This is a genomic window from Nocardiopsis sp. iso_186, from assembly GCF_056173365.1.
Genome location: NZ_CM149670.1, coordinates 4,461,029 through 4,485,518, shown reverse-complemented (window position 1 = coordinate 4,485,518; position 24,490 = coordinate 4,461,029). Strand labels below are relative to the sequence as shown.

Here is a 24,490-nt window from a genome sequence, read left to right as displayed (position 1 = left end):
CTGTTAACCCCTTGTCCCGCGCACCTGCGTCACAGCCGTGTCCCGCTTTGGTGGTCTCGCGGTGTTTGCCCAGGCCGGCTCACCGGACAGGTGCGGTGCTGCGCGACGATGCCGACACGCCGGTCCCGGTGCTCCGCTTCAGAGGCGCCGGCCGCGTCGAACCGCTGCCGGCCCCTCTCGGGTCCCGTTGGCGGCGAAACCGCCCGGAAGCCACACACCGGCTCCTCCCCGTGCAGCGCAACGACGGCCGCTTTCCCCTGCGGGGTTGGTGCCCGGGCCCGCAGGTGTGGAACTCAGCTGCCCCCGCGTCCCAGCCCGTCGAGCGCGGCACCGTGCAGCCGGTACACCGTCCACCCCTTCATCGGTACGGCGCCCAGGCTGTCGTAGAAGTCGATGGACGGTCGATTCCAGTCCAGCACCGACCACTCCAGACGCTGGTAGCCCCGCTCGACGCAGGTCCGGGCCAGTTCCGCAAGCAGGGCCTTGCCGTAGCCGTGGCCGCGCATTTCGGGACGCACGTACAGGTCCTCCAGGTAGATCCCGTGCTTGCCCGTCCAGGTGGAGAAGTTGCGGAACCACAGCGCGAAACCGGCCGCTACGACAGTGCCGTCGGCCTCGGTGTGTTCGGCGATGTGGGCGAAAGCCGCAGGATGCTCCCCGAAGAGGGCAGCCGTGAAGTCCGCCTCGGTGGCCACGGCGGCATCGGGCTCTTTCTCGTACTCCGCGAGATCGCGGACGAGCTGGTGGATAACGGGGACGTCATCGGGGCGGGCAAAGCGGATCACGGGTGCCTCACTACTGCGGACGAAAACGAATACTTCCGCCGGTCACGCTAGCCCAGTGGTCCTTCGCTTGCTCAGGAGCTCCGCACGGAGGACGGCCGTGGTCCACCCATGGGGCGGGTGGTCCACGGCCGTTGAGAGGCCGAACGGCGAGGCCCGTTCAGAAGACCTTCGACAAAAACGCCTTGGTCCGTTCGTGCTGCGGGTTGGTGAGTACTTCCCGGGGCTCGCCCGACTCCACGACCACGCCGCCGTCCATGAACACCAGGGAGTCGCCCACCTCGCGGGCGAACCCCATCTCGTGGGTCACCACGACCATGGTCATGCCGTCGCGGGCGAGGTCCTTCATCACATCGAGGACCTCACCGACGAGTTCGGGGTCCAGCGCACTGGTGGGCTCGTCGAACAGCATCAGAGACGGGCTCATCGCCAGCGCCCGCGCGATCGCCACCCGTTGTTGCTGCCCGCCCGACAACTGCCCGGGGTAGGACTCCGCCTTGTCGGCCAGACCGACCCGGTCCAGCAGTTCAAGTGCCGTCGCCTTGGCCTCGGCCCGAGGTGTCCGCCTGACCTGGACGGGAGCCTCCATCACGTTGCCCACGACCGACATGTGCGGAAACAGGTTGAAGCGTTGGAAGACCATGCCGATCTCCCTCCGTTGCGCCGCGACCTCGGATTCGCGCAACTCGTAGAGCTTGGCGCCCTTCTGCCGGTACCCCATCAGTTCGCCGTTCACCCAGAGGCGTCCGGCGTTGATCTTCTCCAGGTGGTTGACACAGCGCAGGAACGTGGATTTGCCCGATCCGGAAGGGCCCACCACGCACATCACCTCCCCGCGCCGGACCTCCAAATCGATTCCGCGCAGGACCTCCAGCCGGCCGAAGGACTTGTGCACGTTCTCCGCCACGACCATGCGCTCATCGGCCGCGGGGGCGTTCTCTTCTGTCACTGCTCGCGCCTCCCGCTAGTTCCCGGTCTTGGCCTGCAACATCTTCAGCCCCGCCTGTGCCTGCCGGTCGCCCTTGGTGAATGAGCGTTCCAGGAAGTACTGACCGAACATGAAGACACTGGTGATGGCCAGGTACCAGATGCAGGCGGCGACGAGCATCGGGAACGGGTCGAAGACCCGGTTGCCGACCGTCTGCAACTGGAACCACAACTCGGTGGTCAGCGGAACATAGGCCACCAGTGACGTGTCCTTGAGCATTGCCGTCGTCTCGTTGCCGGTGGGCGGCACGATCACTCGCAGCGCCTGGGGCAGGGTGATCCGGCGCAGGACCTTGGTCCGCGACATGCCCAACGCCTGAGCGGCTTCGGTCTGACCCTTGTCCACCGACTGCAGGCCGGCCCGCACGATCTCGGCCATGTAGGCGCCCTCGGACAAGGCAAGAGCCAGAAGCGCCGCGACGAAAGCGGTGAGGATGTCGCGTGTCTCGAAGCTGAGGAAGCGGGCGTCGCCGCTCATGCCCAGCAGCGGCATCCAGTAATTGTCGAAGGGCAGTCCCAGGTCGATCGTGCTGTAGAGCACGCCGAGGTTGCCGAAGAGAACACACAGCACCAGACGGGGGACAGCCCGGAAGAACCAGGTGTAGACCCAGCCCACACCGGCCAGTACCGGATTGCCCGACAGGCGCATCACAGCGACGATGATGCCGATCAGCACGCCGATGACCATGGCCAGCACGGTCAGGACGAGAGTCGTTCGCACGCCGATCAGGACCGGTTCGATGAACATGTTCTCGAACATGAACGGCCAGTTGAACACCTCGTTGGTGATCAACATGTGCACGAACATCGCGCTCAGGAGCAGGATGAACGCGGACGCTACCCAGCGTCCCGGATAACGGACGGGAATCGCCCTGATCGGTTCTGGCATTGATGACCCGGCCGACGGGGTCTCCGCCGGCCGGGGGTGGTCGTTGCTCACGGGGGTCTACTATCCAACGCTCGGGTTGACTTCGGGGGTTTCGATGGCGCCGTTGGCGATGTCCCACTTGTCGAGGATCTCGGCGTAAGTACCGTCCTCGATGATCGACGCGTAGGCGGCTCGCACCGCCTCGGCCAGCTCGGTCTCGTCCTTCGGTACGACCACGCCGTAGGGGGCGGCCTCGTACTGCTCGCCGTAGGTCTCCAGCTTGTCGCCGGTCTGGCTGATGGCGTAACCCGAGACGGGGAGGTCGGCCAGGCTGGCGTCGTTCTGGCCCGACACCACCGAGTTGGTGGCCAGCGTCTGGTCCTCGTACTGCTGGATCGAGATCGGGTCCTTGCCGTCCTCCTCACACGCTTCGGAACGCGCTTCGATGTCCTCGACCTGCACCGTGCCCGACTGCACAGCGACACTCTTGCCGCAGGCGTCGTCGGGGTCAACGTCGTTGGGGTTGCCTGCCAGGCCGAACCACTGGGTGCCCACGTTGAAGTAGCTCACCATGTTCACCTGCTCAAGCCGTTCGGCGTTGATGGTGAAGGAAGAGACGCCGACGTCGTACTTGTTTGAGGTGACACCCGTGATGATGGCGTCGAACGGTGCCGATTGCCAGTCGGTGGTCAGCCCGAGCTTGGCCATGGCGGCGTCGTACAGCTCCACGTTGAAGCCGATAACGGTCGTACCGTCGGTGTCCAGGAACTCGCCGGGCGGGTAGGCGCTCTCCACGCCGATCGTGACGACGCCCTTCTCGGCGAGGTCGTCCGGCACGAGAGCGGCCAGTTCGTCGTCGGCCTCGACCTGCTCGGCGGGCGCCTGCTCCTCATCGCTGCCACCGCAGGCGCTCAACGTGAGCATCAACGCCAATGGCGCGGCGGCCAGCGCGGGGAGACGGAGCCGGGAAGCAGCGGCTGTCGGGCGGTGGCCCGGGAGGGCCTCGGGGTCCGGTGCGTTCCAGAGGTCCTTCACGTCTGTCTCCTCTTTTTCCAGCGTATAAGGCTGCCATCCGCGTGCGGCGAGTTGACCGGTGTTCTCGGTTCGGCGCACAACGAACGACTGAGCGCGGATAGCGCGGTGGACCATCGTTGCGGACTCGGCATGTGCCTGCGGTCACCGTTATGAGATGATTGTGTAACGGGTCAACCCCGTGACACCAGCAGCGCCACGCTTGTACGAGCACCGCGGAGACAGGCCGCCGGCACCGATTCGTATCGACCCGGATGCGGCTGGCCTCCCCTAGCACCCTTCTCCGCCCGCTGCTTCTCCAACGCAGGCCGTTCAGGTCATGGCCGACGTGAACGCGCATGACAATCGAGGGGTTTTCAGTTGACCAGCGACCGCTATTCCCATCTCGACGAGGATCCGGCATTCGCCCTGCACAGGGGTGGAAAGCTTGAGGTCCACTCCTCCGTCGAGATCACCGACCACGAGGGCCTCGCCCTCGCCTACACGCCCGGAGTGGCCCGCGTCTGCTCCGCCATCGCCGAGACTCCGGAGCTCGTCAACACCTACACCTGGAAGAGCAAGGTCGTCGCCGTTGTCACCGACGGCACCGCGGTCCTCGGTCTGGGCGACATCGGTCCGGAGGCATCCCTGCCGGTCATGGAGGGCAAGTCTCTGCTTTTCAAGCAGTTCTCCGGTCTCGACTCCGTCCCCGTCGCCCTCGCCTGCACCGACGTCAACCAGATCGTCGAGACAGTGGCGCGGATGGCACCGTCCTTCGGCGGGATCAACCTGGAGGACATCTCCGCTCCGCGCTGCTTCGAGGTCGAGCGGCGGCTGCGGGAGCTGCTGGACATCCCGGTTTTCCACGACGACCAGCACGGCACAGCCATCGTGGCCCTGGCCGCCATGCGCAATGCGGCTCGGGTGACGGGGCGTGAACTCGGCGACCTGCGGGCGGTTGTTTCCGGCGCGGGTGCCTCCGGTCTGGCCGTATCGCGGATGCTGATCCAGGCAGGGATCGGAGATCTCGCCGTCGCGGACAGCAAGGGCCTCATCTACGCCGGTCGCGACGGGCTGAACGAGCAGAAGGCCGAGCTCGCGGCGATCAGCAACAAGGCGGGGCTTCAGGGCTCCATCGAGACCGCGTTGGCCGGAGCGGACGTCTTCATCGGCCTCTCTTCCGGGGAGGTGCCCGAGTCGGTCGTGGCGACCATGGCCAAGAACGCCATCATCTGCGCCATGGCCAACCCCAACCCCGAAGTGCATCCCGACGTCGCGCGCCGGTATGCGGCCGTCGTGGCGACCGGGCGCAGCGACTTCCCCAACCAGATCAACAACGTGTTGGCCTTTCCCGGGGTGTTCCGGGGGGCGCTGGACGTCCGGGCAACCGACATCACCGAGGCGATGAAGCTGGCCGCGGCCAACGCGCTGGCCGACCTCGTGGGTGACGACCTCAGCCCCGAGTACATCATTCCGAGCCCGTTCGACCCCCGTGTCGTCCCGGCTGTTGCCAAGGCCGTTGCCGAGCAGGCACGCAAGGACGGTGTTGTCCGGCTGTAGTCATCCGGTTCTTCACCGTAACCGATCCGGAGCAGGGGTCGCCCGCTCCGGATCGGTTTACATCAGGGGGTCGGCCGCGTTGCGGTCGCATCGGAAGGGGGCGTCCCCCGTTCTGATGCCGCGGTCCACCCGTTCGTCGCGCGACAGAACCTAAAGCGCGCCGTGGGCGGCGGCCTCGGTGAAGACTGCCCATGCCCCAGCGGGGAAGCTCAGGGTGACGCCTTCAGGGATTTTCGAGTCGCGGACGCCCATGGCGTCACCTGTGTCCGCGACTTCCACGCACTGCCCCCCTCCGGTGCCGCTGTAGGTGCTCGTGCGCCATTGGGCGCCTTCCGTTTCAAACGCGGGCATCCCGCGCTCCCTTCCTCATTCATCTTCGTATGTCTGCTCCTTTGCCATGGACCTCATGCGTTCTTCGCACTCGGCCAGGAGCACCCGAGTCTCCTCGGGGCGCAGTGCGGCGGTACGCAGGTGCTCGAAGGCAACCGTGTAGAACCGCACTTCTTTAGCCTTTTCGATGTAGAGGCTGCTGGTCAAGTTTTCCAAATGAACCAGCCTCGGCGCATAAACTTCCGGTTCGCTGAATTCGAGGATGTCGAATGCGCCGTTTAGTCCAGCGTGTGCTCCCCGATCGAATGGCAAGACTTGTAGAGTTATGTGTTGCATTCGGCTCAAGGTCGCCAAATGTCGGAGTTGTTCGGCCATGGTGTTCGGTCCGCCTATTACGCGGTGAATCGCCGCTTCGTCCAGAACGATCCACAGGTCTGGCGGATCCTCGTGGGTGAGGATCTCCTGTCGGCGGATTCGGAGCTCGGTGCGGCGGCTGATCTCGCGTGGTTCAACCGGTGAGGGGTGCGCTTCGAGCAGAGCCCGTGTGTACGCTTCGATCTGAAGCAGTCCGGGGACCAGTTGTGCATGGTAGAACCGTAGTGCGCACGCCTCCGGTTCCAGGCCCAAATAGACATCGAACCGTTCAGGCATCACATCGCCGTAGACGTGCCACCACCCGCGTCGGCGTGATTCGCGGGCCAGTAGCACAAGAGCCTGGCGGATCCCGGGGTCGGCTACTTCATAGAGTTCCAGCAGGTCCCGTACGTCGTCGGAGTTGGTGGATACCTGGCCCCGCTCGATTCGGGAGAGTTTGCTGCCCGACCACGACATCCGTTCGGCGGCCTCTTCCCCGGTCATTGCGACGTGCTCTCGCAGACGGCGCAATTCAACTCCCAGGCGCCGCCTTCTCGCGCTCGGGTTATAGCGTCCAGCCACCGATCCTCCTTATTGGTCGAGGGGGTGCGACTCCAGGATCGAGAGAAGGCTACTTCACGCCGCGGTTGGCAAAGAACGTTCGAGGGAATTCGTGAAAGCAATTGCACGCGAAGTTCTCGACGGGGATGATGGCGACCAGGTGCCACAAACCCTGCGGCGTTATATCCATGAAGGGCCGCATGACCGAGGGTGGTTGAATGATCACGTTTTCTCCGGAAGCGCTGGACGGCCTGGACGGGCATTCGGCCGTGCGAGAGTTCCCCGGTACCGAGGAGAACGTCAGCCGGATCAGGGGCTTCGTCAACCAGGCCTTGGGGCAGAGTCCCGGCACTCCGCTCAGCGCGGACCTCATCGACACGGCGCTGCTCCTGGTCAGTGAAGTCGCAGCGAACGCCATCCAGCACACTCTCAGCGGTGAACCCGGAGGGTTCCTCAAGGTTCGCGTGTACCGCGGGGCGGACACCGTCACCATCCACGTCCACGATCAGGGCGGTCAACACGCCGCCCAGTGCCCTACGGTGCGCGAACTCGACCCCGACACTGAGTTCGGTCGTGGAATGGCCCTGGTTCAAACGCTTGCGACCTGCTGGGGTACCGGCCCGTCCCGATCGTTCGGGCGCCAGGTCTGGTTCGAGATGACAATCGCCTGACCGTGCGCATCCAGGTCATGTCCCGATTGCGCGGCCGCACCACCTCGGTCTCCATTGCGGCCCCTTCGCGCGCGTCGCCGGGCTCCGTCGAGTCGTCGGCGGAATCTGCACCGATGTCCGGGACGGTGGCCGTTGCGGCCGACCCAATAACGAGCCGGCCACTACCGGGATCGGCCGTTCCCCGCACGACAGGGGCCGGGAACGGGTCCCGGCCCCTGCCATCGGTTCGATCCGTGGATCAGAGGTTGCGTCTGTCCGGCCCGGGCGCGTCGCCCGTGTCGGCTGGAGGCTGGGCGAAAGGCCCTGGTCCGTTCTCGTCCACCGTGGGCTTCTCGGCGGGCTGCCCTTCAACGGGTGCGCCACTCGGAGGCTGGGCAAAAGGCGCGTTTTCCGCCTGGTCGGTGGTGGCCGCAGGCTCCTCTGCCGCGACCCTCTCCCAGACGTCCCCCTTCTCCGACTGCTTGTTCGCCGACCGCTCCTCGGGGGCGGGCGCCGTCTCAGGTTCCTCCCCATCGGTTCCGGTGGCCTCGCCGGTCGTCTTCGCCGGGTCCTTGGGACCCCACGAGGCCGCGTCGCGCCGAATGACCTCGATCGTCTCGTCGAGGATGCGGCGCAGATCGGTGGTTGCGGCCTCGCCGACATGCCCTGCGTCACGGACGACCTCGCGGACGCGGTCGCCGAAGTCGTGCAGCGTCCGTTCGAAGTCGGGACGGTCGCCCGTCCCGCCCCCTTTGGGCCAGGTATTGCCCCAACCCAATCCCTGGGTGAGCTTCTCCCAGTCGCGGTTCCACCAGGAGCCCCGGTTCTTGTCGGTCGGCTCCTCCCGGGGAGCGTCGGCCGGCTTCGCCTGTTCCTCCCCGGCCGCCTGCCCCCAGACGTCCTCGCCGGCAGGGGAAGAGCCCCGTTCCTTCTCCTCGGCCTTGGCCTTGGTGGTGCGTCTCGTCCCACCGGCCGCGAACTTGAGCTCCTCGCGCAGGTGACTGATGGTGTCCCGGACGTCTCGCTGTACGGTACGGGCCACATCGCGCACCGACTCGGTGATCTCGCGTTCAAGCTCGTCGAGGTCCACGGTGCGCTTGTTCAGTTCCTCGCGTCCCTTGTCGGTGAGGCTGTAGACCTTGCGTCCGTTCACCTCCTCGTGCGTGACCAGACCCTCCTCCTCCAACCGGGCGAGCCGGGGGTAGATGGTGCCGGGAGAAGGGGAGTAGACGCCCAAGAACCGGTCCCGCAGCAGGCTGATGATCTCGTAGCCGTGCTTGGGGCTCTCGTCCAGCAGCTTCAACAGGTAGAGCCGGAGCCTGCCGTGGCCGAATATGGTGCTCATGCGTCATCCCCCCTAGGGATCGCGGCCGGGGCGTCACTTGCGCGCCTCAACAAGTTCACCGCGCCCGACACGGTCGTGGTCTGGATGTTCGCCGGGTTGACTCCGCCGCCGATCTTCCCGCTGAGGTGGTTGCGGCCGCGCATGCTTCGCCGGTCCAGGCCGAACTCGGAGTCCAGCTCGCCGGTCGCCGAACGCAGATCCACGTCGGCGCTCGTTCCCGCCGGGATGCGCAGTGCCACGGAACCGGAGATCGAGCCGAGGCGGACGCGTGCGGCCGGCCCCAGATCCACGTCAGCGAGCAGCCGGCCCGAGGCGGTCTTTCCCGCGAAGTGGGCGAACCGCCCCCCCGCTACTTCCAGGTGACCGCTCACACTGTTGAAGGTGAGCTTGCCGTTGAGGTCTCTGGCCTCCAGGTTGCCGGAGACCGTGTTGACGTCGATCGAGCCGCCCAGACCGTCCAGGGTGACGTCGCCCGACGCACTGCGCAGTTGGGTCCTGGCGGTGAGTCCGGCGGCCACGATCGATGCCGAAGCAGTGGTGATCTCCACCGGACAGTCGCGGGGCACCCGGAGGCTGACGGTCGCGGACCTCTTCCCCATTCCGCGGTACCCCGACAGCTGGACCGGACGCAACCGGTCCATCAGCCCGCTGCGGGTGAGGTCGTCGTAGGTGACCGTGAGGATCCCCGCTTCCTGAGTGACCAGTACCGGCTCACCCTGGATGTCGGAGACCTCGAAGGTCACCGGGTCGTCTGTGGGCAGGACATTCACATGACCGCCGATGATGCGTATCCGCAGCGCCACGATTCCTTCGAGCGTGCGGGTGGTCGGCTGGTCGATGGTCCATCGTGCCATCGCGGTTCCCTTCGAATTTGACTCCGTGAGAACACGTTATGTCGCGATCGGTCAAGACTCAAGATATGTCGCGAAATACCGGGGGTGTTGCGCGCAGTTTTCCGGTCTTCCCCTAGGGGAGCCCCCGCCACCACTCCGGGACCAGCCGGTCCGGGCCGGCTGGGGAGGGCCTCTCCTTATCCGTACCCAGCCGATTCCGCAGTCACGTCCTTGGACGCGAAAAGGCCCCGGCCAAACGGCCGGGGCCCGATCAGAGGTCGCTCGTGCTGCCCGGGTGGACCGTCCATGCGGCCCGCCCACTCATCGACCCCGTGTGCCTGTCCCTAGTCTGCCGGCGGAAAAACCGTGTTGACCAGGGCTTGCTGCTCTACTTCGTGCCGCTTGGCCGAGCCTGCCGCGGGCGAGGAACTCGCCGACCGCGACACCCGGGTGAACGGCCGGTCCAACTGCTCGGAGAAGACCAGCGCGACGAAGGGCCACGGACCCATGTTCGCCGGTTCCTCCTGCACCCACAGGACCTCGCCCGCGTTGGGGAAGGCCCGGAGTTGCTGGCGGATCTCCTCGATCGGCAGCGGGTAGAGCCGCTCCACGCGCACGATCGCGGTGTGCTTGTCCCCGGTACGCTTACGCGCGCCGTCGAGGTCGTAGTAGACCTTGCCCGAGCACAGCACCACACGGCGCACGTCCTCGGGGGAGATCCCGCTGTTGTCGGGGATCAGCGGTTGGAACGAGCCGGATGTGAAGTCCGACGCGGCCGAAACCGCTGCCTTCAGCCGCAGCATCGACTTGGGTGTGAAGACCACCAGCGGACGCTGATACGGCGACTTCACTTGCCAGCGCAGCAGGTGGAAGTAGTTCGCCGGGGTGCTCGGCATCGAGACCGTCATGTTCTCCTGCGCACACATCTGCAGGAAGCGCTCAATGCGTGCGGAGGAGTGGTCGGGCCCCTGCCCCTCGTAGCCGTGCGGCAGCAGCAGCGTGACGCTGGAGCGCTGGCCCCACTTCTGTTCACCCGAGCTGATGTACTCGTCGATGATCGTCTGTGCGCCGTTGACGAAGTCGCCGAACTGCGCCTCCCACGCCACCAGGGCGTTGGGACGGATCACCGAGTAGCCGTACTCGAAGCCCAGTGCCGCGTACTCGCTCAGCAGCGAGTCGTGCACGTAGAACTTCGAGGTCCCCTTGTCGAATGCCTTCAGCGGGGTGTGCACGTCGCCGGTCTCCCGGTTGACGAGGGCCGCGTGGCGCTGACCGAAGGTGCCTCGCCGGCTGTCCTGACCGACAAGGCGGACCGGGTGGTCGTCGATGAGGAGCGAACCGAATGCCAGCGTTTCGCCGAACGCCCAGTCGATCTTGTCCTCTTCGACCATTTGCGCGCGTCGCTGCAACTGGGGTAGCAGGCGCGGGTGCGGAGTGAAGCCCTCGGGCAGCGAGGTCTGCGTCTCCACCACGCGCTTGACGGTCTCCTCGGAGATGGCCGTCTCGACCGTCGAGTGGTTGACCCGACCCTCGTTGAACACCTCGGGCTTGATCACCGCGCCCGGCTCGACCGGCTTGCGGCCGGCCTCGCGGGTCTCGGTGAAGGCGCGCTCCAGCTGCTGCTGGTAGTCGCGCAGCGCCTGCTCGGCCTCCTCGACCGAGATGTCGCCCCGGCCGATCAGCGACTCCGTGTAGAGCTTGCGGGTCGAGCGCTTGGCGTCGATCACGTCGTACATCAGCGGCTGGGTGAACGAGGGGTTGTCGGCCTCGTTGTGGCCACGGCGCCGGTAGCAGACGAGGTCGATCACCACGTCCTTGTTGAACGTCTGCCGGTAGGCGAACGCCAGTTGTGCGACTCGGACCACGGCCTCGGGGTCGTCCCCGTTCACGTGGAAGATCGGCGCCTGCACCATGCGGGCGACGTCGGTGGCGTAGACGCTGGAACGGCTGTCGGTGGGCGAGGTGGTGAACCCGACCTGGTTGTTCACGATGACGTGCACCGTGCCACCGGTGCGGTAGCCCCGCAGCTGCGACAGGTTCAGGGTCTCGGCGACCACCCCCTGGCCGGCGAACGCCGCGTCGCCGTGGATCAGGACCGGCAGGACGGTGAAGCCGTTGGGCCCCTTGTCCAGCACGTCCTGCTTGGCGCGGACGATGCCCTCTGCGACCGGGTTGACGGTCTCCAGGTGGCTGGGGTTGGCAGCCAGCGAGATCGCGATCTTCTCGCCCTCGGCGGTTGTGAAGGTGCCCTCGGTACCGAGGTGGTACTTCACGTCGCCCGAGCCGTGCGCGCTGCGCGGGTCGAGGTTGCCCTCGAACTCACCGAAAATCTGCCCGTAGGACTTGCCGCAGATGTTGGCGAGCACGTTCAGCCGGCCGCGGTGGGCCATGCCGATGACGACCTCGTCCAGCTCGGCTTTCGCCGCCTTGCTGATCACGCCGTCGAGGAGCGGGATCAGCGACTCTCCGCCTTCGAGGGAGAAGCGCTTCTGTCCCACGAACTTGGTCTGTAGGAACGTCTCGAACGCCTCGGCGCTGTTCAGGCGGCGCAGCGTGTGCAGCTGCTCGTCGCGGTTGACCTTCTCGTGGTCACGCTCGACGTGCGCCTGGATCCACTCGCGCTCCTCGGGGCTCTGGATGTGCATGTACTCGATGCCTACCGTCCTGCAGTAGGTATCGCGCAGCACGCCCAGGATGTCCCGGAGCTTCATGACCTGCTTGCCGCCGAAACCACCGGTGGGGAACTCGCGGTCCAGGTCCCACAGCGTGAGGCCGTGTTCGAGGACGTCCAGGTCGGGGTGGCGGCGCTGGGTGTACTCCAGCGGGTCGGTGTCGGCCATCAGATGCCCGCGCACGCGGTAAGCGTGGATGAGCTCCTGGACCCGGCTGGCCTTGTCCACCTGGTTGCTGTGGCTGATCGAGATGTCCTGCACCCACCGCACGGGCTCGTACGGGATGCGCAGCGACTCGAAGATCTCGTCGAAGAAACCTTCCTCGCCCAGCAGCAGACGGTGGATGGTCCGCAGGAACTCCCCCGACTGCGCACCCTGGATGATGCGGTGGTCATAGGTCGAGGTGAGCGTCATGACCTTGCTGACGGCCAGCTTGTTCAGGGTCTCCGGGGAGGCGCCCTGGAACTCCGCCGGGTACTCCATCGCGCCCACGCCCAGGATGGCGCCCTGTCCGGGCATCAGGCGCGGAACCGAGTGCACGGTGCCGATACCGCCTGGGTTGGTGAGGCTGATGGTCGTGCCCTGGAAGTCGGGCACCCCCAGCTTGTTGTTGCGGGCCTTGCGGACGATGTCCTCGTAGCCGGTCCAGAACTCCTTGAAGTCCATCGACTCGGCGCTCTTGATGCTGGGCACCACGAGCTGACGGGTCCCGTCGGGCTTCGCCAGGTCGATCGCCAGACCGAAGTTGACGTGCAGGGGCCTGGCGATGCCGGGCTTGCCGCCGATCTCGGTGTAGGAGTAGTTCATCTCCGGCATCGACTTGAGCGCCTTGATCATGGCGTAGCCGATGAGGTGCGTGAAGGAGATCTTTCCGCCGCGGCCGCGGCGGAGATGGTTGTTGATGACCGTGCGGTTGTCGAACAGCAGCTTCACCGGAACCGCGCGCACGCTCGTGGCCGTGGGAAGGGTGAGACTGCTCTCCATGTTGGTGGCCGTGCGCGCGGACGCGCCGCGCAGCCGCTCCTCGCTGACGGCGAGGGGGTTGTCCGGGTCCAGCTCTGCGCTGGAGTTGTCGGACGCGTTCGCCGTGCTCTTGGGGGAAGCCGACGCGGCCTTGGCCGGGTCGGGTGCCGGGGACACCGGCTTGGTGGATGCCTCGGTGGCGCTGCGGGCAGCGCTCTCACCGGACTTTCCACCCGTTGACGGAGCACTGGCTCCGTTGGCGGCGGCGGATCCGGACTTGTAGTCCGCGAAGAAATTCCACCATGCCTTGTCAACCGAGTTCGGGTCGCGAAGGTACTTCTGGTAAAGCTCGTCAACCAGCCACTCGTTCGGGCCGAAATCTGTCAGGGGTTGAGACGCCTCAGACGACACGGCGGAGATCGCCCTCTTCCGCTGCTCGCTTGTGAATGTGATGGTGAGACAGCCACGCACAGGGCACAACGGGTCCACTTGGCCGCTATTGAGAACACGCCCGGCCAGCCATCTCGTGGTAACAGGCTACTTGTCCAGGCGTTCGGATGTGGACCCCGGCCCCGTACTGGACTGGGATATACCTAACATTTATTCACAAAAAAGTGCGGTAGTTGTATCGGATGCGCCGTCGTGACCTCGGGATTCGATCATTCTCGACGGCTTGTGCGGCCCACCATGCCCAGTTCTGGGCAGGATCAATCCTGGTGTGCGCCACAAAAATCCTCGCTGCGGCCCGGGCGCGTCGTCCCATGCTTCCACCAAGAACCTAGAGCTTGCTGTGATCCCAGCTCACGACCCGTTCGACGGTCATGAGCACGTCCACCCGCTTACGGCTGCTCGCCGCGAGGCATTTCTGCGCCTCAGGTGTGTCCAAGGACTCCCTCGGTGCGCCCGTCATCGAGGCGGCCACGACCGCGCCAACCCGGAGGACCGTCCAGGGAGCGGCCGTCACCCCAACCGGACCGCGCCCCGCCCGGTGATGAGCGGTAGGTCCAGACAGGTGCGGATCCCCGGTGCCGCCGCACAGACGGCTGGGATGGCATTGACGGTATAGGCAGCCGCGCCGACCAGCCCGTTGCTGAACTCCTCGACCCGCACCACGTATTCGGGGTGTCCCTGGACGCGCAGAACCACCCCTGGGTCCCCCCATGGCAGGAGCTGGGCGGAGTCGCTTTTGTAGACGCACTCCATGTCGATCACCGGGCGGCCCTCGATGGTGGCGCTGAAGGTCCAGCGCGAGGCCGCAACAGCACCGGCAGGGATCGAACCGGCGGCGACGTCGAACGCGGACGTGGCAGCGGCGATCTCGTCGCGGGCCTCCACATCGTCCAGGCGCAGCCCCAGGCCCTCGGCCACCAGGTGGATGCTCTCGGCGAAGGACTGCTCCTGGAAGGCGCGAAACGGCCGGATCATCTGGCGGTAGTCACCCGGTGAGCGGCCCAGCCCCATGGTCCCGGTGACCACGGCACGAGAGGGATTGCCGGCGAAATCCGAGCACTCGCGCAGGTAGACGTGGTCGATTCGTGCTCCCAGACCGGTGAGGGCCAGCGGCAGCACCTGGGACATGAAACCGGGGTTGATCCCGGCGCCGTACAGCGACGTCTTTCCGCGGGCGCACGCCTCCTCCAACCGCTGGACCAGCTCAGGGCTCTGCGTGCGGGGGTGGCTGAACCCTGTTGTGGTCACGACGTTCTTGCCCGACGCCAGCAGCGCGCAGATGACGCGCGTATCGCGGTCGGGGTCGTCGGTGAAGTAGGCGGAGGGCAGCGGCATGTGCGTGACGCAGTCGGCGTCCAACGCCAGGATTTCTTCAGGATCGTCGGTGGCACGGATCCCCGTGTCGGGAAGCCCGGCGATCTCCCCTGCGTCACGTCCTGCCTTCGCCGGGGAATGGACGTACACACCGGCCAGTTCGAATTCCGTCCGGCTGAGCAGGGTACGCAGAGCCGCGCCCCCGACGGAGCCCGTGGCCCACTGAATGACACGGATCGGCACGTCCGGTCTCCGTCCAGGTTGGCGTGCTGCCAGAGCGGTCCGGCAGCATCACTGTGCGGTCTGAGCGGCGACTATCGGGCGGGTTGGTTGACAGTTGTCGAATCTACCAATGGCTGCTCCGAGAACACAGGAGGTGGCCGCGTGTAATCGCAGTTGGTGTCGATTCGGGGGCAGTCGGCACGGCCGATTGGCGCATGTGCGTCCAGATGGGGTAGGTAGTTCTGGACCGTCGCGTCCGGTACACCCCCCGGGCGGGCGGGTCAGTCCGGTCGTTGAGGAGGAAAAACATGGTTGATCTGCGGTTCGACGGGCGGGTTGTCGTCGTCACCGGGGCCGGGCAGGGACTGGGCCGGTCGCACGCCCTCGGATTCGCAGCGCGCGGCGCGAAGGTGGTGGTCAACGACGCGGGTGGCAGGGTGGACGGCAGAGCCGAGGGCGCCGGCGCGGGCAACCCTGCGTCAGCGGTCGCCGAGCAGATCCGGGAGAACGGGGGAGTCGCCCACGCCCACGTCGGTGACATCTCCACCGAGGAAGGCGCGCAGTCGCTCATCGACGCCGCCAATGAGGCGTTCGGCCGGGTAGACGTCGTGGTCAACAACGCGGGCATCCTGAGGGACAAGTCCTTCAAGAACATCTCGGCCGAGGACTGGGATGCCGTCATCGGCGTCCATCTGCGCGGTTCTTTCCTGGTGTCGAGGGCGGCCTTCGCCGACCTGCGCGAGCACGGTTACGGCCGTATCATCAACACCACCTCGCCTTCGGGGCTGTTCGGCAACTTCGGGCAGAGCAATTACGCGGCGGCGAAGATGGGCGTGGTCGGGCTGACCAAGACCCTGGCCATCGAGGGCGCCAAATACGACATCAACGTCAACGCCATCGCCCCGGTGGCCTACACCCGCATGACCGAGGACCTCTTCCCGGCCGACGCCGCCGCGAAGCTCAGCCCGGAACAGGTCACGCCACTCGTCCTGTGGTTGGCGCACGAGGACTGCGACACCACCGGAGAGGTGTACTCGGTGGGCGGCGGCAGGGTTGCCAGGGTGTTCGTGGCCGAAGGGCCCGGTGTGGTCCTGCGCGACGCGACGCCCGAGGACGTCCATGACAACTGGCCCGACATCAACGCCGAGCGCCCGTACGTCATCCCGCGCAACCTCGCCGAGCAGACCGAGGTGCACTTCCGGGATCTGCTCTAGCCCCGAGCCTCCTGGCTGCTGTCCATAGGCCGTGGAAACGGCTTTATTTCTACCGAAAAAACCGCCCTGTCCCTGTTTTTGGTGGCGAATCGGTTAGCCCCGCGGGTTGGTGACTGCGGATCGGTTCGGCTGGTCGCATTTCGCCCCGAAGCCCCACCTCCGTTCCTAGCATTGGGGACCGGAGGTGGGAGGGTGAAGGTTAGGGAGTTCGGCGAACTGGAGGCCGCCATCATGGACGCCCTGTGGGCAGCCGACCGGGCGTTGGTGGTCCGCGAGGTCCGGGAGACCATGACCTATGACCGCGACATCGCCTACACGACAGTCATGACCGTCACCAATATCTTGTTCCACAAGGGGCTGCTGCACCGGGAGAAGTCCGGTCGTGCCTGGTGCTACTGGCCCCGGGAGAGCCGGGAGGAGCACACAGCGCGGGTGATGGGCCAGATACTGGACCAAGGCGGGGACCGCGGGGCGACGATGCTCCGCTTCATCGAACAGTTCAGCGACGAGGAGGTTGCGCGCCTGCATGATGTACTCGCGGAGGCGCGTACCCGCCGCGGCATCGCATCGTGACCGGGTCTTCTCCTCCCTCTTCCCGTAAGTGAGGAGAAGACCCGGTTGTTCTTCGCCCGGTCGGGGCGAGCGGTCTAGGGTGTGCGGTGTGGATGAACCTCTGATATCGCGAATGGGTGGCTTCGGGGAGACGATCTTCGCGGAGATGACCCGCCTGGCCAATGAGACCGACGCCATCAACCTAGGGCAGGGCTTTCCCGACACGGACGGACCGCCGTCACTGCTCGCGGGGGCGGCCCACTGGATCGGCCAAGGGGTGAACCAGTATCCCCCGGGGCCCGGCCGGATCGAGTTGCGCACCGCTGTCGCCGAGGATCGCAAGGCCCGCTACGGCATCGACCTCGACCCCGAGACCGAGGTCTACATCACCGTGGGCGCGACAGCAGGGATAGCCGCGGGGGTGCTGAGCCTGGTCGAACCGGGCGACGAGGTCGTACTGTTCGAGCCTATGTACGATTCCTATTCGGGGGTCATCGCCCTTGCCCAGGGGGTACGCCGCCCGGTCACACTGCGTCCCAGCGGTTCCGGGCCGAACGCCCGGTTCACCTTCGACCCGGACGAGTTGCGCGCCGCGGTGACCCCGCGTACCCGGATGATCATCGTCAACACCCCGCACAACCCCACCGGCACGGTGTTCACCCCCGACGAACTCGCGATCATCGCGGAGGTCTGCCGGGACAACGACGTCATCGCACTGGCCGACGAGGTCTACGAACACCTCGTCTTCGACGGGACCGTGCACGTACCGTTGGCCGCTCAGCCCGGTATGGCCGAGCGCACCCTGACCGTGTCCTCCGCGGGCAAGACCTTCTCCGTCACCGCATGGAAGACCGGTTGGGTGATGGGGCCCCGCCCACTCGTGCGGGCGGTCCAGACCGTCAACCAGTTCCTCACCTTCAGCGCCAACGGCGCGCTCCAACTCGCGTTGGCCGATGCGCTGCGTGACGAGCAGGGCTGGGTGCGCACGCAACGGGACGCGCTCCAGGACAAGCGCGACCGCTTGGCAGCAGGGCTCACCGAAGCGGGTTTCCAGGTGTCGAACCCGCAAGGCACCTACTTCCTGATGGCCGACATCCGCCCACTGGGGCACAGCGACGGTGTCAACCTCGCTCGTGCTCTGCCCCGGCTGACCGGGGTGGCGGCAGTGCCCGCGCAGGTTTTCTACGCCAACGAGGACGAGGGTCGTCACCTGGTCCGATTCGCATTCTGCAAGCGCGACGAGATTCTCGACGAGGCAGCCCGTCGGCTCCGTGCTTTCGGGGACCGCAGCCAGGGCTGACCACACGCCGGGCCGGTGCGCCGCCCTTCGCGTCGTGAAGCGCCGGGCGGTCCGCGCCGGGGCTGGTGCGGCCGTCCACGGTCCGGTCGGCGATGATGTGCGGCGACAACCGTTTGACGAAAGGCCCCACGTGAGCGTTTCCATGCCTCCTGAGCTGCTGCGTGTCGCAGAGAGCGCCAAGGGTTTCATGCCTGCCGACGAGGGCCTCGCCCTTTACCGCGCGGCACTGGACCATGCCCCCCTCGGTCCGGTCCTGGAGATCGGCAGCTACTGCGGCAAGTCCACCGTGTACCTGGGCGCCGCCGCGCGGGCCACCGGATCGACGGTGATCACGGTGGACCACCACCGCGGATCCGAGGAGCACCAGCCCGGCTGGGAGTACCACGACACCAGCATGGTCGATCCGGCCACCGGAAGACTCGACACCCTGGGAACCTTTCGGGCGACCATGGCGGACGCCGGGCTCGACGACGAGGTGCTGGCGGTGGTGGGGCGCTCCGCAGCCGTCGCCCGGCTGTGGCGAGCACCTTTGGGGATGCTCTTCATCGACGGCGGGCACACCGAGGAGGCCGCCCAGGCCGACTACGAAGGCTGGAGCCCGCACGTGTGCGTCGGAGGGGCGCTGGTGATCCATGACGTGTTCCCCGATCCGGCCGACGGCGGACGGCCGCCCTACAACGTCTATCGGCGTGCGCTGGACTCCGGGGAGTTCGCTGAGATTGCTGTGAAGGGATCACTGCGCGTACTGCGCCGCCAACGCTGACCGTCTTCACGCCTCTGCCCTGCTAGGGGTGGCGAAACCAGTGATCGGAGCCGCCCCGAGAACACGGGGCCGAATATAAGAGTCCTGTTAGAGCCAGGTCATAGCCGGTGCCGGGCCGACAGGATCGTCGGCCAGGCCGGGTATCGTGGTGCGACAGGGATCAGGCGGACCCCCGCTGGCGCCATCCCGAATCTCACACTTTTTCGTGAACCGAATGGGTGTATCTGCGCGTCCTACGCGTTAGCGCCCGATGGTGGGGAGCGAAGACTTCAGGGGGCGGAAGAACTGAGCGACAGTAGCAAAGGCGTTGGCGGGAGCGAGCCGCACCCCGAGGCCCAGACACCAGACACCGGTACACCTTCTTCGACGACGAGTGACGTGGATCCCAAGCACCCCGACCCCGATGACCGTCCTGCTGACGGTTTCGATCAGCGACCCAGCCCAGCCGACACCGATGATGCCGACCACGGCACCGTGTCGGACGAGACGGAGGCCGCCGACCGCGATGCCCCGGGTGCGAACGACGCAGAGCCGCAGTTGACGACCCGGTCGGACGCACCTGACGGCGACGGCGACTTCGGCTGGTTCGCCGGCTCGGACGGCGCGCAGGAGGGTGAGGAGTCGCCCTATCTTGCGGCCAGCGCCTTCAAGGACAGCGGAAGTTTCTTCCGGGACACGGTGGCCCGCAACCTGGCCGACCAGTACGGGCTCAGCCTGAACGAGGACGGCTCCGTCAACAGGACCGGTACGCCCGGGGCTGTGGAGGGCGACGAACAGTCGGCCGCGGAAACCGACGCCGTTGTCGAGCGGACCGACGAGGCTTCCTCCGCGAAGACCGACGGTGGGGCAGCGACTCCTGCCACGGCCGCCGAGCGTTCCGATGACGAGAACTGGGACCCGGAAGGCACCGCCGAGTTCCGGCCGGTCTTCGACGACGATGACGACGATGATTCACCGTCCGCCGCGTCCGCGGAACCGGCACAGGAGTGGGACCCGGAGGGCACGGCCGAGTTCACCCCTGTCTTCGACGACGCCGACGACCCCGAGCACTCCGCCCGTTCCGAGAGCCCGCGCGCAACCGACGACGACGCCGACGCCGACGCAACAGCGGAATCCGCTGCCGCGGGCTCCGCCGCCGCGGACACCGCTGCGACCGGTGCCGCGATAGCCGGTGTCGGACTCGCCGCGGGAGCCATGACCTCCGCGGATCGGGCCTCCGCGAACCAGGCTCCTGAGACCGAGGACGCCTCCGACGGCGCTGACGAGCAGCGGCCCCCGGCGCGCTACCACTACAACTTGGGCAAGGCGGCTCCCGCCCCGACAGCGAACGTCGAGTCCACTCCCGCCGGCGCAGAGGCGGGCACTTCCGTTCGCGCGGGTTCGGGCGAGACCGACGAGGGCGCTGCGACCCGCGATCCCGCAGGGCAGCCCACGGCCGGAGATCCCGCCGGGACGGACGAGGCCGCGGCTTCCGAGCCGCCCCCCGAACGGACAGCCGACACACCACCGGCCAAGAAGACCGGACTCGCTGCCGCGGTCTACTCCACCAGACAGCCCGAGACGGCCCGTGCAAACGGGGACGACGCCGCTGCCCAGCCCACGGCTGACGTCGCGGCGACCCGCGGGTTCGAAACGGTGGGCGCGCAGACGTCAGCCGCTGTCGATCGCGAGCCCGAACAGACGGCTGCCGCCGATGGCACGGGCGGAGCGGGCAACGGCCCCGAAGGCCGCGAAGACGCGACCGGTCCCAAGGGAGCGCCGGGCAAGGACCCGAAGAACAAGAAGGACAAGAAGAAAAAACCGCTGTGGTGGCGGATCACTCGTGTCGGACTGATCGCCGCGCTGTTTATCTGCCTGCTGGTCGCGGGCGGTTTCGCCTACGCCTTCACCACGATCGACGTACCCGACGCCACCCAGGCCGACGCGGTCGCCGAGGGGTCCACCATCACCTACGCAGACGGTTCGGTGATCGCCAAACGTGGGGTCAACCGCGACCCGGTGGAACTGGACGAGGTGCCCGAGCACGTCCAGAACGCCATCCTCTCCGCCGAGGACCGCGGATTCTGGACCGAGCCCGGAGTCTCCTTCACCGGGACCGCCCGTGCCGTGTGGTCAACGGTCAGCGGAAACCAGGTCCAGGGCGGTTCCACCATCACCCAGCAGATGGTGCGCAACTACTACGAGGGCCTCAGCCAGGAGCAGTCCATCGATCGCAAGCTCAAGGAGATCGTCATCTCCTTGAAGGTGGACAAGTCCAAGAGCAAGGCGTGGGTGCTGGAGCAGTACCTCAACACCATCTACTTCGGTCGCAACGCCTACGGCATCCAAGCGGCGGCGGAGGCGTACTACCACAAGGACGTCGGCGACCTCACTCCCGACGAGGCCGCGTTCCTGGCCGCTGCCATCCAGCAGCCCACCAGGTTCGGCTTCGCCGACTCCGACACCACTCCGGACATGGAGAACCGCTGGCAGTACGTCGTCAACGGCCTCGTGACGATGGAGTCCATCACCCCGGCCGAAGCCGCCGGCTACGAGTTCCCCAAGCCCGAGAAGGAACGGCCCATGACGGGTATGGACCTCAGCGGCTACAACGGCTACATGTTCCAGCAGGCCATGAAGGAACTCGAGGCCCTCGGTTACACCGAGGACAACATCAACCGCGGTGGTTTCACGATCACCACGACCTTCGACAAGGACCTGATGGCCGCCGCCAAAGAGGCGGTCGAGGACAACGTCAACGTCAACGACCTCCCCGAGGAGGTCCGGATCGGATTGAGCGCGGTCAACCCCGCAACCGGTGAGGTCGTCGCCTTCTACGGCGGTTCCGACTACGAGAAGAACCAGTACGACAGCGCCTTCCTGGGCACCGCCCAGGCCGGATCCTCCTTCAAGCCGTTCGTACTTGCAGCGGCCCTGAAGAACGGGATGGGCATCAACACCGTCGTGGACGGCAGCGGTCCCCAGATGATCGCCGGTTCGCGTGTGCAGAACGCCGGCAACGCCCCCGGCGGGCCGATGAACCTCGTCCAGGCCACCACGGTCTCCAACAACCTGGGGTTCATCGATCTCGCCGACCGGGTCGGCCTGCAGAAGGTCGCCGACACCGCCTACGAGATGGGCCTGCCCGAGGGGAGCCTGGACGACCACCTGGTCCCGGTCATGCCCCTGGGGGTGAACAGCGTCAGCCCCACCGACCAGGCCGGTGCCTATGCGACCTTCGCTAACGGCGGCGAGCACATCGAGACGCACGTCATCCGCTCGATCACCAACCGCGAGGGAGAGGAAGAGCGCCCGGAGATCGAAAGCAACCGGGTCCTCACCGAGGGCGAGGCCGCCGATGCCACGTACGCGATGCGCAACGTGGTCACGTCGGGCACCGGGACCAACGCCGCCATCTCGCGTCCCGCGGCGGGCAAGACCGGTACCACCAGCGACAGTGTCGCAGCCTGGTTCGTCGGGTACACGCCCAATCTCGCGGCGGCCTCCGGTGTCTACAACGGCAACAACCAAACCGCTGTGGTGCCTGGCTGGGGCGAGATGTCCAGTGGCGGCCTGCCTTCGATCATCTGGCGTGACTTCATGGAGAAGGCCGCAGCCAGCGCCTATGGCGAGTACGCGGACTTCCCCCAGCCCGTCTACGGCGGGAGTTCGGAGAACTACGCGCCGGCGCCGCCTCCCCAGGAGGAGGTCCCCGCCGACGACCCCTCGACGGATCAGCCGCCCGTCGATCCGGCCCCGAGCGATCCCGACGCCGACGCTCCGCCGACCGATGAGCCACCGGTCAACGACCCCTCGACGGATCAGCCGCCCGTCGATCCGGCCCCGAGCGATCCCGACCCGAACGGGCCTCCGGGCGAGGACACCGGAGGCGGCTTCCCCATCGGGTGAGGTCCTGACGGCGAAGGCCGGTTTCCCCTCTCGGAGGGGAAACCGGCCTTCGCCGTCACTACGGGGCCTCAACCCACGAGAGAGGTGCACCCGCAGTGTGCCGGATCGACGGGGGCGGTCTCCACGGGCAGGTCGGTGAACACCCGGGAACCCGGGGTCGCCCCGCACAGCGCATCCGCGGCCAGGATCACCGCAGCCGCCGTCCAGGTGCTGCGTTCCACCGGCCAGCGCACCTGTTCGGCGAACTGGTAGCCGGTCCAGTAGGCACCGTCGTCGGGGTCGCGCAGGTGCTGGATCCACGACAGCACCTCCACGCCCCGGTCCGTCTCACCGATTGCAGCCAGGGACAACACCAGCTCGGAGGATTCGGCCCCGGTCACCCAGGGCTGGTCGCTCACGCAGCGGATGCCCAGTTCCGGGACGACGAAGGTGTCCCAGCGCTCTGCCACGCGGTCCCGTGCCCGTTCGCCGCGCATCGCGCCGCCGAGGATCGGGTAGTACCAGTCCATCGAATAACGGGACCGATCGGCGAACACCGACTCGTGCTCGCACACCAGGTGGCCCAGTTGGGCGGCGGCCAGTTCCCAGTCGGGCTGGGGCCGCCCCAGATGTTCGGCCAGTGCCACCGCGCAGCGCAGTCCTTGGTGAATGCTTGCGCACCCGGTGAGCAGGGCATGGTCACCCGCGGAACCGTCCGGGTCGCGTGCCCAACGGATCTCGCCGCGCTCGGTGCGCAGTCCGAGCACGAAATCGACGGCGCGGCGCACCGCCGGCCACAGCCGTCGGGCGAACGCGTCGTCGCCCGTGACCAGGACATGGTGCCAGACCCCCACCGCCAGATAGGCAGCGTGGTTCGGTTCGCGGATCGGGTCGGCGACCCGTCCCTGGCGCATTCTGGCCGGCCACGCGCCGTCCGCGTCCTGGACGTCGGCCAACCAGTCGTAGGCGCGTGCGGCCGCATCCCGGTGGCCGGTCGCCGAGAGGGCCATCGCGCACTCCACGTGGTCCCAGGCGTCGAGATGCCCGCCGCGAAACCACGGGATCGCGCCCGAGTGCTCCTGGCAGTCGAGGAGGTAGCGGGCACTCTGCGCAATCTCGTCGCCCGACAGGACGCCGGGGAGTTCGGGAAGGTCGCTTCGGATCATCCGGCGCCCTCGCCACGGGGCTTTCGCAGGTAGACGACAACGCTCTTACCGATCAAGGGGTTGAGCAGGCGCTCGGCGATCCGGGTGACCCGGGGGGCCGTGAACATGTCCCACACCAGCATCCGGTGGTAGGCGCTGGCCAGCGGATGCGTGTCGTTGTCGGTGCCCACCGCGCACTTGATCCACCAGTACGGCGCGTGCAGAGCGTGGGCGTGGTGGTGCGGACCGATCTCGAATCCGGTGGCCTTGAGTTTGGCCTCCAGCTCGGCGCGGGTGTAGATCCGAATGTGACCGCCTTCGTTGGTGTGGTACTCCTCCGAGAGCGCCCAGCAGATTCGCTCGGGCAGCCAGCTCGGAACCGTGACCGCGGCGATCCCGCCGGGCTTGAGCACCCGGTACAGCTCGGCCATGGCTGCCGTGTCATGCGGGATGTGCTCCATGATCTCGGCGGCTACCACCCGATCGAAAGACGCGTCGTCGAAGGGCATGTCCAGGGCGTCGCCCTTGACCGTCTCGGCCTCGGCCCCTCCGGGAGCCTCCCCTTCGGAGCGCATCGCGGTGAACATGGTGGCGACGTCGGCGAGATCGTTCTCGTTCTGGTCGAAGGCCACCACGTCGGCGCCCCGCCGGTAGATCTCGAACGCGTGTCTGCCACCGCCGCAGCCCAGGTCCAGCACGCGGTTGCCGGGCCCGACGGGGAACAGGGTGAAGTTGACGGTGATCAGT

19 protein-coding genes are annotated in these 24,490 nt (G+C 66.9%); 7 read left to right on the top strand and 12 right to left on the bottom strand.

Going from position 1 to position 24,490, the window contains the following annotated elements; translation table 11 throughout:
- Positions 1-293 precede the first annotated feature (293 nt).
- From AC0VYP_RS19680 to AC0VYP_RS19665, 4 genes are all read right to left on the bottom strand, one after another.
- Positions 294-785, bottom strand: coding sequence for a GNAT family N-acetyltransferase (locus AC0VYP_RS19680; protein ID WP_285757542.1), 492 nt, complete (start codon positions 783-785; stop codon positions 294-296).
- A 157-nt stretch (positions 786-942) separates the two neighbouring features.
- A complete protein-coding gene (locus AC0VYP_RS19675; RefSeq protein WP_285757918.1) occupies positions 943-1,695 on the bottom strand; it encodes an amino acid ABC transporter ATP-binding protein in 753 nt (250 codons plus the stop codon).
- A gap of 51 nt (positions 1,696-1,746) precedes the next feature.
- The gene (locus AC0VYP_RS19670) at positions 1,747-2,658 is read right to left on the bottom strand and encodes an amino acid ABC transporter permease (RefSeq protein WP_285757541.1); all 912 of its coding nucleotides are present in this window, start codon (positions 2,656-2,658) and stop codon (positions 1,747-1,749) included.
- A 60-nt stretch (positions 2,659-2,718) separates the two neighbouring features.
- A complete protein-coding gene (locus tag AC0VYP_RS19665; RefSeq protein ID WP_475474302.1) occupies positions 2,719-3,561 on the bottom strand; it encodes an ABC transporter substrate-binding protein in 843 nt (280 codons plus the stop codon).
- Positions 3,562-4,029: 468 nt separating this feature from the next.
- On the opposite strand from AC0VYP_RS19665, the gene AC0VYP_RS19660 reads away from it, so the two are divergent.
- On the top strand, positions 4,030-5,208 hold the full coding sequence (locus AC0VYP_RS19660) for an NAD(P)-dependent malic enzyme (RefSeq protein ID WP_475471172.1): 1,179 nt from the start codon (positions 4,030-4,032) through the stop codon (positions 5,206-5,208).
- Between the two features lie 150 nt (positions 5,209-5,358).
- Here the strand turns inward: AC0VYP_RS19660 and AC0VYP_RS19655 are convergent, their stop codons facing one another.
- Both AC0VYP_RS19655 and AC0VYP_RS19650 read right to left on the bottom strand, forming a co-directional pair.
- Complete coding sequence (locus AC0VYP_RS19655) at positions 5,359-5,559, bottom strand: DUF397 domain-containing protein (protein ID WP_285757539.1); 201 nt, start codon at positions 5,557-5,559, stop codon at positions 5,359-5,361.
- 15 nt (positions 5,560-5,574) lie between these two features.
- Complete coding sequence (locus AC0VYP_RS19650) at positions 5,575-6,474, bottom strand: helix-turn-helix domain-containing protein (protein WP_285757538.1); 900 nt, start codon at positions 6,472-6,474, stop codon at positions 5,575-5,577.
- A 197-nt stretch (positions 6,475-6,671) separates the two neighbouring features.
- Between AC0VYP_RS19650 and AC0VYP_RS19645 the strand changes: the two genes are divergently transcribed.
- The gene (locus AC0VYP_RS19645; protein ID WP_475471169.1) at positions 6,672-7,124 is read left to right on the top strand and encodes an ATP-binding protein; all 453 of its coding nucleotides are present in this window, start codon (positions 6,672-6,674) and stop codon (positions 7,122-7,124) included.
- A 238-nt stretch (positions 7,125-7,362) separates the two neighbouring features.
- Here the strand turns inward: AC0VYP_RS19645 and AC0VYP_RS19640 are convergent, their stop codons facing one another.
- From AC0VYP_RS19640 to AC0VYP_RS19625, 4 genes are all read right to left on the bottom strand, one after another.
- Positions 7,363-8,448 carry a PadR family transcriptional regulator gene (locus AC0VYP_RS19640; RefSeq protein WP_475471167.1) on the bottom strand — a complete coding sequence of 362 codons (1,086 nt, stop codon included), beginning with the start codon at positions 8,446-8,448 and terminating at the stop codon, positions 7,363-7,365.
- Positions 8,445-9,302, bottom strand: a complete 858-nt coding sequence (locus AC0VYP_RS19635) for a DUF4097 family beta strand repeat-containing protein (RefSeq protein ID WP_475471165.1) — start codon at positions 9,300-9,302, stop codon at positions 8,445-8,447. Before AC0VYP_RS19635 ends, AC0VYP_RS19640 begins: the two co-directional genes overlap by 4 nt.
- Positions 9,303-9,625: 323 nt before the next feature.
- The gene (locus tag AC0VYP_RS19630; protein ID WP_475471163.1) at positions 9,626-13,327 is read right to left on the bottom strand and encodes a multifunctional oxoglutarate decarboxylase/oxoglutarate dehydrogenase thiamine pyrophosphate-binding subunit/dihydrolipoyllysine-residue succinyltransferase subunit; all 3,702 of its coding nucleotides are present in this window, start codon (positions 13,325-13,327) and stop codon (positions 9,626-9,628) included.
- Positions 13,328-13,876: 549 nt separating this feature from the next.
- Entirely contained in the window at positions 13,877-14,923 is a 1,047-nt protein-coding gene (locus AC0VYP_RS19625) for an NAD(P)H-dependent amine dehydrogenase family protein (RefSeq protein ID WP_285757533.1), read from the bottom strand.
- 287 nt (positions 14,924-15,210) lie between these two features.
- On the opposite strand from AC0VYP_RS19625, the gene AC0VYP_RS19620 reads away from it, so the two are divergent.
- The 5 genes from AC0VYP_RS19620 (at position 15,211) to AC0VYP_RS19600 (ending at position 22,619) form a co-directional block, all read left to right on the top strand.
- Positions 15,211-16,116, top strand: coding sequence for an SDR family oxidoreductase (locus AC0VYP_RS19620; protein ID WP_285757532.1), 906 nt, complete (start codon positions 15,211-15,213; stop codon positions 16,114-16,116).
- Between the two features lie 192 nt (positions 16,117-16,308).
- On the top strand, positions 16,309-16,689 hold the full coding sequence (locus tag AC0VYP_RS19615) for a BlaI/MecI/CopY family transcriptional regulator (protein WP_285757531.1): 381 nt from the start codon (positions 16,309-16,311) through the stop codon (positions 16,687-16,689).
- Between the two features lie 88 nt (positions 16,690-16,777).
- Positions 16,778-17,968, top strand: a complete 1,191-nt coding sequence (locus AC0VYP_RS19610) for a pyridoxal phosphate-dependent aminotransferase (protein ID WP_475471162.1) — start codon at positions 16,778-16,780, stop codon at positions 17,966-17,968.
- A gap of 142 nt (positions 17,969-18,110) precedes the next feature.
- Positions 18,111-18,731 (top strand): class I SAM-dependent methyltransferase, encoded by a 621-nt coding sequence (locus AC0VYP_RS19605; protein WP_432707437.1) that lies wholly within the window; start codon positions 18,111-18,113, stop codon positions 18,729-18,731.
- 378 nt (positions 18,732-19,109) lie between these two features.
- Entirely contained in the window at positions 19,110-22,619 is a 3,510-nt protein-coding gene (locus AC0VYP_RS19600; protein WP_475471160.1) for a transglycosylase domain-containing protein, read from the top strand.
- A gap of 68 nt (positions 22,620-22,687) precedes the next feature.
- Here AC0VYP_RS19600 and AC0VYP_RS19595 read toward each other — a convergent pair whose 3' ends face one another.
- Positions 22,688-23,764 carry a glucosidase family protein gene (locus tag AC0VYP_RS19595; RefSeq protein WP_285757527.1) on the bottom strand — a complete coding sequence of 359 codons (1,077 nt, stop codon included), beginning with the start codon at positions 23,762-23,764 and terminating at the stop codon, positions 22,688-22,690.
- Positions 23,761-24,489, bottom strand: coding sequence for a class I SAM-dependent methyltransferase (locus AC0VYP_RS19590; protein WP_475474300.1), 729 nt, complete (start codon positions 24,487-24,489; stop codon positions 23,761-23,763). The genes AC0VYP_RS19595 and AC0VYP_RS19590 overlap by 4 nt, the downstream gene beginning before the upstream one ends.
- Position 24,490 lies beyond the last annotated feature (1 nt).